We start from the raw sequence: 10,306 nt of genomic DNA, 5'->3' as shown, positions 1-10,306 counted from the left end.
TCTCCGGCGACTTTGTGGGGTGCCGTCGGTTTGGGGGGTGGTTGGGCCCGGGGGGGGGGGGGCGGGGGGGCGCGGGGGGGGGGGTGGGGGGGGGGGGGGGGGGGGGGCCCCCCCCCGCCCCCCACGTCCATGAGGAAACACGCAAATGAGACTTCGCGCAAAGAGACCTGCGGGGAGCGGTACGCGCCGCACCGCAGTGGCGACCGCGGTGGCGCTGGCCCTCGCCAGTGCTGTGACGGCGGCGGGAACCGCCGCTGGTTCCGACGACACGGCTGCCGACAGTCATGCGGTGAACGGAAACTGGCTCCCCGACACACCGGAAAACTGGCCGTTGGTGGTGGACTACACCCGCACACCGGCCGAGACCGTCACGCGCGGCCTGCAGCACTACAGCGAGACCTACGACACCGTTGGCGGCCGCCAGCACATCCAGGTGCTCAAGGCCGACCTCGGCGACCCGAACCTCCGGGTCGGTATGGTCCAGGCCGGTGACACCATCACCAACCCGGCGGACGAGACGCCCTCATCGATGGCCCACCGCACCCACGCGGTGGCCGGCGTCAACGGCGACTACTTCGAGATCCACGCCAGCGGGCGCCCGCTCGGCGGCATCATGACCGACGGGAAGCTGCTGAAGAGCCCGAAGCCGGGCTTCGCCTCCCAGCTGGGCGTCAAGCCCGACGGCACCATCGTGATGGGCCCGGAGACCTTCGCCGGGACGATCACGGCCGGCTCCGCGACTCGCGCGCTCTCCTCGGTGAACACCGTGAACGACGTGGCCTCCGGTGGCATCACCGAGGTCACCCCCAGCCTCGGCGAGACCCCGGGCCTGTCCAAGCCGTCCACCGTGGTGCTCGGTCACACCACCGACGGCGGCTTCGTCGTCGACAGCGTGCAGGGCGGCGTCACCACCGTGCCGCAGCTCTCCGCCGACCAGCTCGGTCTGCTCGGCGCCGGCGACGGCGGGCAGTGGCTCGCCGACAACCTGCACACGGGCGACACGGTGGGCATCACCACCCAGCTCTCGCCCGACAACGATCTCACCCAGCTGATCAGCGGTGTCGACACGCTGGTGAAGGACGGCAAGGTCTACAAGGACCCGACCGGCACCCCGCCGGGCGGCGCCAACCCGGAGACCGCCGTCGGCATCACCAAGGACGGCAAGCACGCCGTCGTCGTCGCCGTCGACGGTCACGGTGGCGCCAGCACGGCCTTCGGCGTGACCCGTGATCAGGTCGCGGGCTACATGCTCGCCCACGGCGCTTACACCGCGATGCTCTTCGACGGTGGCGGCTCCACCGCTATGGTCAGCCGCTCGCCCGGCGCCGACCAGGCCGAGGTCGTCAACACGCCGTCCGACCTGCCCGGCAACACCGAGCGCCCGGTGGCCAACGGCATCTTCTTCTACTCCACCGCCAAGGAGGCCGGACCGGCCGACAAGGTCGTGGTCAACGGCGGCAAGACGGTCACCACTGTCGCCGGCGGCTCCATCCCGCTCCCGGTGCACTCCCTCGACCGGTTCGCCAACCCGGCGGCCGGCCAGACCCACGTCCGGATCGTGCCCTCGTCCCTCGCCTCCTACGAGGACGGCAAGCTCACCCCGCACCGCAGCGGCACGGGCCGGATCATCGCCTTCAACGGCAAGACCTTCACCTCGGAGAAGCTCGAGGTCGTCAGCCGGCTCGAGACCCTCTCGGTCTCGCCCGACAAGGCCGACCTCGACAGCGGAGCAACCCAGCAGCTCATCCTGTCCGGCTCCGTCAAGGGCGGCGACGAGGTGCAGATCCCCGCTGAGGCGGCCACCTGGAAGGTCTCCCCGGACAACCTGGGCGCCGTCGACGCGCACGGCCTGTTCACCGCCGATACCGAGCACGGCGGTCTGGCCGAGGTCAGTGCCACGGTCTTCGGTACCAGCGCGAGTACGTCGATCGCGGTCGGCCGGGTCACCAAGGTCATCGACCCGATGAACAGCACGGACGTCTGGCGGCTCAGCAATAACACCACCGGCAAGCCTGCCACGCTGTCCTTCGACCAGGGCGTCGTCCCGCCGGGGTCCACCGAGTCCGGTTCGCTGCGTCTCGACTACACGATGCCGGCCGCCTCCGGCGTCAAGCAGCTTGTGGTGTCGCCGAAGGTCACGCTGAAGACCGACACCCACAACGGACAGGTTCCCACCGGCATCGGTGTGTGGATCAAGGGCGGCGGCCCCGACAGCCTTCAGCTGGCCGAGAAGTACATCAACATCGACGGTACCGCCAACACCCCGCTGTACCTGACCGGTGTCACGTCGAACGGCTGGCACCTTGCGGTCGCCCAGCTGCCGGCCGGCTACAAGTTCCCGCTGACCGTGAGCTACCTGGACTTCCTGGCCATCAGCCCCAGCACCTCGTACACCGGTTCGCTGAACGTCGCCGGGCTGCAGGCGCTGTACTCGCCGCGACCGGTCACGGCGCCCGAGTACCACGCGATCCCGCAGAACCCGAAGTGGCTGTCCTTCGAGGAGGACTCCGCCGACTTCGACAAGCGCGGCACCACGATCCTCACCGGTGACGACGCGCACATGCGCGCCGGTGACCCGGGTTCGGTCAGCAGCAACGTGATGGACTCCATCGCCCAGCGGCTGCCCACCCTCACGCCGCAGGCCCGGCCGGACTCCGCCCAGTTCCTCGGCGACATGCCCGACGACGGCGCGCTCGTGGACCTGCAGTACGCCAAGTCCAAGATGGACGCCCTCGGCATCCCCGCGCGCGACATCGTCGGCAACCACGAGATCACCCAGGGCGCCGACTCCGAGAACGGCAACTACAGCGACACCTTCGGTGACACCCACTACGCCTACAGCCAGGGCGCGGCGCGGATGATCGTCACCGACAACTCGCACGGCAGCCTGCAGTCCTCGGACCCGTTCCAGAACCCCGAGGGCGTGCAGTACCCGTGGCTGGTCCAGCAGTTGACGGACACCACGGCGAAGGACGTGCTGGTCATCACCCACATGCCCGCGTATGACCCGCACCCGGCCGCGAACAGCCAGTTCACCGACCGCTGGGAGGCGCGGATGTACCTGCGGCTGGTGCAGCGCTACCAGCAGACGCACCCGAAGCAGCACGTGATCATGATGTACGGTCACGCCCGCGGCTTCGCCGAGCAGATCCTCAACCCCGAGGGCGAGAGCACGACCGTCGAGAAGGGCGGCATCCCGCAGTTCACCTTCGCGGACCTCGGCATGCCGGCCTACGCCCCGGCCGACCAGGGTGGCATCTACCACTTCGGTCTGGTCCGGATCGGCGACAACGGTGACCTGCAGTACAGCGTCGAGCCGGCTCTGGCGTCGATCACCGTCAAGGGCCCCAAGGACCCGATCGCCAAGGGCGACCACGTCACCCTGACCGCGACCGGCGACCAGATCGCCGGCGACAACATCGCGCCGCTCACCATCCCGATCGCGGACCCGGCCTCCCACGTCTGGTCCTCCAGCAACCCCAAGGTCGCCTCGGTGGACCCCTCCACCGGCGCCCTGACCGCCCACCGCACCGGCACCGTCACCATCTCGGTGACCTCCGGCGGCATCACGGGCAGCGTCCAGGACACCGTCCAGTGACCTGACTCATGACGGGGTGCCCGAGCAGTCCCGGGCACCCCGTCGGCGTTCTGCCGGCGAGGTGTCCGCGGGATCGTGCCGTTGACGTTCGCACAACTCTTGCCTCCCGGTGTGTGTCTAGTTGCGGGCGGCACGTACCACGCCGCATTGAAGCCAGGAGCAACTATGTCCAGCAACGCATTGATGACCTTCAAAAGCCACATCGAGGGCAAGAACGCCGATGTAGCCATCTATCACGACCGGGTCGAGTGGGAGCGGCGCGGTATGAGCGCCAAGAAGCTCACGGCGGGCCTCCTGACCGGCGGCGCCTCGCTCCTGGCCACAGGAGTCCGTAGCTCCGACGCGGGCACCGAGATGATCCCGGTCAAGAACATCTCCAGCGTGGTGACCAAGCGGGACGGCTTGATGTACACCAAAGTCGTGGTGGTGGCCTCGGGCAACACGATCGACTTCCGAGTGCCCCATGACGCGGCTCCCGGCATCAAGGCGCTGCTCACCGACTTGGTGCTCGGAAAGATCCCCGCCCCTGGCCAGGCCCCTTCTGTCACCACTCACCCTGTTCATGCCGCGGCCCCCGCACCGCAGCCGAGTACGCCTGTTGAGCAGTTGCGGCAGCTGGCGGAACTGCGCGATGCGGGCATCCTCTCGGAGGAAGAGTTCGCGGCCAAGAAGGCGGAGATCCTCGCCCGCATGTGATGCGCCCCGGCGCGGTGGTGGGGAATGGTCAGTCATCGCGGTGGCGCAGTCGGCTGGTTCGAGGTCGGCGGAGTGTCCATTTTTTGGGCTGAGCCAAGTACATGAGCGATCTGAAACCCGTCGGGTGCGAGCCACCGTGGGTGCACTCTTGCCACTGGTCGACTTCCTGGCCGTGGCGCCGGCCTTCCTGCCATTCGCCTGCTGGGCCGCATCCGATGCCTTCTTACGCGGAGCACGCACCGCCGCGACGGGAGCGACCTCAGACGCGGCGGGCGCTGCCGGGACGGCGAGAGCCTGCTGGATGTTCTCCAGGACTGCGTGGTCGTGCCGCAGGGTGGTCAACTGAGCCTGGAGCATTTCGATTTCCCCGCCAAGGCGCTCTTGCTCCTTGAGGTTACGTTCAAGATCTCCAGCAACTTGTGTGACTGTACTGCGCGGTCAACTCGGTAGTTTCGGCGGTGGTTTCAGTCATGGCGCTCCTACCCTTCCCGCGCGCCGAGGCAAGTGAACAGCGGGCCCGCGGCGTATGCGAAATCTAATGTGTCTGCTTTTCTGCCTGGTGCCGCGTGGGCGGTGGCAGTTCCGCTCGCTCAGCCGCCCTCGCCCACCTCGCACGACACGCGCGAGGCGACCTTGTCCCGCTCGTCTGAGGGTCTGTCAGTGCCACGAGCGCGGCTGCCGCTGGCACCCCCGCCACCGGGGCTGCGACGGCCCCATCCGCCTCCTGCTCGCATGCGAGCGCGGCGGACGGCTCTGGCGGCTCGCCGACGCCTGCGGAGCCTGCGCCGCCGCGACGGCCCAGGCCGCCGTCGTGCCCGAGACCGCCCTCGCCGGCGCGCCGGATCGCCCGACAGCCGCACCACGACCCAAACGGCAGCCCAGAGGTCCGGGTGCGCAGACCCGGGTCCGTGAAATCCTCAGCTACCTGGCCGCCCTCCCTCCCTCCCGGCACCTCAGCCGCCGCACGCCTCCTCGCCCTCCAGTGCACGCTGCGCATGGATGCCGCCATGCATGTCCGCCTGTCCAAGGGCATGCTGCGCAGCCTTCGCCTCAACACCCCGGACGTGTGGGATGAGGTGGAACACGCACGATGGCTGCGCGTCATGCCCGTGAGCGGGGCAGGAGGGGCCATCGCCGAACTACTCGACGCCACGCTGTTGAGCCAGGCCCCAGCCCACGATGATCGAAGACATGCCGCCGACTGGGCGCTGCGGGCTGGCTGCCCCTCGAAGGCTGGGGCCGCTGGCCCACTGCCGCGACTGGCGAGCGTCTACCTCGCGGCACATGCGACCCCCGAGGCCGGCAGCGGTTGGAGTCCGCTCGAGCAGATGGCGCGCGCCAGTGGCGTCCATCCCTCGGAACTACCCTGTGTACTTGACCAACTAGTGCTGAAGGGGCTGCTCGCGTCATGGAGGGTCTGCCCTGAGACGTACGACCTCAACTGGACCCTGACGGGCAAGTCCCGTCTTGCAAGGCAGGGGTAACGTCCTCGGCCCACGTCCGGCCTGTCTCCACAGTGCTGTGCCACACACCACACCACGCTGGTGCAGCGAGCCGAGGAGTGGCTGGCCTCTGCGGATGCAGGGCTCCTGCCTGCTCCGCTTGGCGGGTAAACCGTGCGCGCTCCGCCGTCGCACCAGCCGAGCGCGAGACAGCACAGAGTAGTTGGCGGCGAACGCCCTCAGGTACGGCGACTGGTGCCACGGGGGCGAATCCTGGCCAAAGCGGCGACAGTTGGACGCGTAGGTGGCTACCGTGTCCTTTCCGGTGATCAAGGGGGCGGGGCACGATGCAGACGATGTCGCTGCGCAAAGGCGAGAACACAGCACTGCTGGCGGCGTCGACGGTTTTGTCGGTGGCAGTGCATGGGCTTGCGGTAGACGTGTCCGCGCTGCTACTCGGCTTGGACGGCAAGGTTCGCAGCGACAGAGACCTCGTCTTCTACAATCATCCGACTCAGGATGGCGTGTCGGTCACTGGCCCCGCTGTCACAGCGGACCTGATGCGTCTGCCCGCCGATGTGCACCGTGTGGTGATCGTGGTGAGTGTTGATCCATTGCAACCGGGTGCGGTCTTCACCCGTGCACCCCATTTTGCGATCACCCAGAACAGCGCATCGACTCTGTCGTTCACCGCGCCGGACTTCGCTGCGGGGGAGACGGTCGTAGTCCTGGCAGAGCTGTACCGGCGTGGCGATGGCTGGAAGGTCCGGGCTGTCGGACAGGGATACGCCTCCGGACTGGCGGGACTGGCCACGGACTACGGCGTCGACATCGACCCAGAACCCGCTCCTGTGCCCTCCGGGCCGCTTCCAGCGCAGACGCGGACCCCTCCCGCGGGGGCGGGGGTGGATCTGGCCAAGGTGGAACGGCGGGCCCCTGGCCTGCTGGCTCCCGCACGGCAGGCCAGCCAGGTCCTCGTGAACCGCGGGATTTCAGATCGGCGGGCAGCGGTATACCTGATCCTGGATCACGACTGGCACATGGAGGAGCTGTACGAGTCATTTGCGGTGCAGGCTTTCGCCGAGCGGGTTCTGGCCTTGTCGGCCAATCTGGACGACGACGGCACCGTGCCCGTGGTGTTCTCCAGCGGGCGAGAGCCCTTCCTCGAAGAGATCAGGCTGGACAACTACCGTGGCCGCATCGGCCAGCTGCACACTCAGGTCGACTGGGGCTGGGGCAACGTTGCCGACGCGATGCGACGTGCCGTCGGCCACTACCAGGAGTCGGGTGCGGCTGATCCCGCCTTCATCGTGACCCAGGTCGGGGACGAGCCCTGGGACAAAGCAGAGGTTCGCTCACTCCTGCAGAACACCGCTTCACTGGGAGTGTTCTGGCTGTTCGTGGGGTTCGGCCGCGGCAAGCTTGCCTTCTACAAGAACCTCAATGCTTCCGCCTCGGCGACCTTCACCAACGTCGCCTTCTATGATGCCAGCAAGAACCCGGGCGCGGTGCCCGGCGAGCAGTTCTACACAGGTCTCGTCGACGCCTTCGCCACGTGGATGCGGCAGTGAGATGGCTGGGCCTCGCCCCAGAACACAAGCGAGTCCACAACAACCGCCGGGTTGCGCAACTGTGTTGATGTGGGCGTGGCCATTCTCGTTCCCGCATCCGGATGCCGTCCCCGCTGCCGGCCCGTGCCTCGGAGGAGTCCGTGCTTCCTGATCCCCAAACGCTCGCCAGTCGACTGCACCCCCTCATCGCGAAAGCTCAGGCAGGCGAAGATCTCCGCCGCTACTTCGGCATCGGCCAACCGGCGGATGCTGCGTCGTTCACCGGGAGACGGTTCGAACAGCTGGCAGGCGGGGGAGACCGTCCAGCTGTCGCCAACGTCGTGACCGCCGACGACCTCATCGCGCTGCAGACCCTGTCGGTGATGATCCCGGCACAAGGCGCCCTGGACCTCCTGGAAGGACCGCTTGGCCAGCAACTGTCTGAGTTGTTGCGTGAAATCCCCAACCACCTGGACATGGCCGACGCCGACGCCTGCGACCTCGCTCCCGGATCACCCGCCGACGCTGCCTGGCGCCTCCTCACAAGCCAGCCCGGAATAGGGTGGGTCACCGCAGGCAAACTCCTCACTCGCAAGCGCCCGCGGCTCCTTCCCGTCTACGACCAAGTCGTGCGCTGCATCCTTGGCCGCCCCACCGCGTTCTGGCTCGACCTGCATTCCGCCCTGCGCGCCGACGACCGCGCCCTGCACCACGAACTGCTGGCTCTACGCCGGTCCGTCAGGGTCCCCGACACCGTCAGCGCGCTACGGATCTGCGATGTCGTGCTCTGGATGCGTCACCACGAGGAGCACCGAGCAGCGGACTGCATCGGATTGAGACACCAGTTCGTGGACTCAGACTGAGAGCCATGAGACAGGCATACGCCTCTGCCGAAGAACAACTCCTCCGACGGGCGCGCCGCTAGAGTCGGATCATGTCACTGGTGGGTGCCGAGGCCGATCTGATCCGACGGTGTGAACAAGCCGGGCTCAAGGACGGGCAACGGGCCTTGCTGGAAGCCGTATTGGCGGCGCGTGATCCCAAGGCCGTCTCGACGCAGCATGTCACTAGCGCGCCGACCGCGGTCGCTGCGATAGCCCGGTCACAATCCGCGCTGGAGTCCCGGGGACGGCCAGGGCGTTCGAAGCCACAGCCCTTCGTCACGCCGACGCTCAACTTGGTTGACGCTGCTTTGGAAGCACTCGGGGAACTCGAGCCGCACCTCCCGCCGGGCACGCTCGACGGCGCCGTGGCGGCATTGAAGGGCATCGAAGCAGGCGGCCCGGCAGGACTGAACGGCACGGCGGACTGCGCCGCACAGGCCAAGGACCTGGAAGCCTGTGTAGCCGACGTTCACATCAGTGTCGCCGACGGATTCGCAGCGGCCTGGCACGGGACGAAGCAGGCGGAATCCGGAGAACGGCTCGCTCTGGAGCTCGCAGCACTGTGCGTCATGGAGGGGCGCCAGTATCAACTGCTCAACGACCAGGTGCGTTCCGAGCTGAGCCGGGGCACCTTCGACGCCGACACGCTCCTGAGAGCGCTTCTGCCGGCGCAACGGGACTTCCGGGTGGCCGTAGTGGTTGAAGGAACATCCCGCCTTGACTCCTTGGCCGGACTGATGGACCCGGCGGCGGCAGCCGCAGCCATCCCGCCCGGTGCACCATTGGCCGGATGGGGACACGCCACCGCCGACATCAAGGCACTCGCCGACCTGGCCGCAGCCGCCTCCACAGCCCGCCGCTCATGGTCCGGGGACCAGGCCGGGGGCCACACGCTGCTGACCTTCACGGTTCGTGCCAGAGACCTGGGCGCCGCCGCGCTGCTGGGACGGCGGCGAGCCTCGGAGTCGCTCGACCAATACGTGGCGGGCCAGCGAATCGCGGAGATCCGACTGCGGCCCGAAACCCTCGCCCATGACCCGGACTCGCGACGAACACTCAGAGCCGCCGTACGGATCAGGCCCGGTGCGGCCGCTCACCACAAGCTGGCCGCCGACGCTGCGCGAAAGCCTGCGAACCGCCCACGTCGCCCGGGTCACCGAGGCCCCCACGACGGCCGCCGGGCTGTGCTGGAGCGCCCTGGAGGCACTGGACGTCAAGTCCCACAGCACCGGCACGCTCGGCCGCGCCCTGAGCCTTCAAGCCACTCGCCAGCAAATCATCGACCTGCACCAGCGAACGCGCACCACAGCAGCAGCCCTGCTGTCGGCCGCCCGCACCGCACACCGCGCAGCCCAGCGCACCGCCGACCAACTGGAGGCCGCAGCCAGCGCCACCGACGGCGACAACACAGCAGTGCTGGCAGAAAGGGCGGCAGCGGCACGAGCCATCGAACTCCGCCGCCGCGCCGCCCTGGAGCTGGCTTTGGAGACCGAGTCCCACCAAGCAGTGGTGGACTCCTGGACCGCCATCGGCGACGACGGGCTGCTTCGCGATCCCAACCGATGGCTCGACATACTCCAGCCGCCCGCCGACGCAGACCCGGCGCTGCACGCGGCTGCAGACGCCCTAACCGCACTCGCTGGGCGCCTCGGCGGGGATACCGCCAACCGACTGCGCACCTGGCGCGCGCGACTGGCAGATCCCAACTCTCTCGCCGACTGGATAGAAGAGACCGAAGCACGGTTCAAGAAAAGCCTGGACTGGCTCTACGCACTGCGAAACACCGCCCTGCACGACGGACGGTTCACCTCCACCACCGACCTGCTCGACGTCCACGCCGGCCGAGCCTTGGTCGACCTGACACTGGAATTCCTGGGCAACTGGTACCGGCACGAGGCCAACGCGACGCCAGATCAGGCCGGCCTGACGGCCGTCGAAGCCATCGCTCACCTGGCCGAGCGCCAGCATGCTCTCGTCGCAGCCCTGCGGACCGGAACACCAGCGAAACGGAACGTGACCCGGCTGACCAGCCCTGCCTCGACCGACTGGCGGCGGCCCTGAGCAGCGAGCAAGAGTCGGGAAGAAGGTAGGGAGTGTCCTGCCAATTGAACGAGTACGCCCAGAGGGCGTTCGGGG

The 10,306-nt window shown here is 68.2% G+C and carries 5 protein-coding genes; all 5 read left to right on the top strand.

The genetic code is table 11. The features are described from left to right. Positions 1 to 289 precede the first annotated feature (289 nt). The 5 genes from ACIQWG_RS40545 to ACIQWG_RS40525 all read left to right on the top strand — a co-directional run bounded on the left by ACIQWG_RS40545 (position 290) and on the right by ACIQWG_RS40525 (position 10,231). Complete coding sequence (locus ACIQWG_RS40545; protein ID WP_404106104.1) at positions 290 to 3,598, top strand: phosphodiester glycosidase family protein; 3,309 nt, start codon at positions 290 to 292, stop codon at positions 3,596 to 3,598. Between the two features lie 165 nt (positions 3,599 to 3,763). Beyond that, positions 3,764 to 4,294 carry an SHOCT domain-containing protein gene (locus ACIQWG_RS40540; RefSeq protein WP_404106101.1) on the top strand — a complete coding sequence of 177 codons (531 nt, stop codon included), beginning with the start codon at positions 3,764 to 3,766 and terminating at the stop codon, positions 4,292 to 4,294. 1,789 nt (positions 4,295 to 6,083) lie between these two features. Then, positions 6,084 to 7,307 (top strand): VWA domain-containing protein, encoded by a 1,224-nt coding sequence (locus ACIQWG_RS40535; protein ID WP_404106099.1) that lies wholly within the window; start codon positions 6,084 to 6,086, stop codon positions 7,305 to 7,307. A 140-nt stretch (positions 7,308 to 7,447) separates the two neighbouring features. Beyond that, on the top strand, positions 7,448 to 8,149 hold the full coding sequence (locus ACIQWG_RS40530; protein WP_404106096.1) for a DUF6308 family protein: 702 nt from the start codon (positions 7,448 to 7,450) through the stop codon (positions 8,147 to 8,149). 1,104 nt (positions 8,150 to 9,253) lie between these two features. After that, the gene (locus ACIQWG_RS40525) at positions 9,254 to 10,231 is read left to right on the top strand and encodes a hypothetical protein (protein ID WP_404106094.1); all 978 of its coding nucleotides are present in this window, start codon (positions 9,254 to 9,256) and stop codon (positions 10,229 to 10,231) included. The last annotated feature ends 75 nt before the right edge of the window (positions 10,232 to 10,306 follow it).

The organism is Streptomyces sp. NPDC098781 (assembly GCF_044759995.1).
Classification (GTDB): domain Bacteria; phylum Actinomycetota; class Actinomycetes; order Streptomycetales; family Streptomycetaceae; genus Streptomyces.
This window is presented reverse-complemented; position numbering and strand designations above follow the sequence as displayed.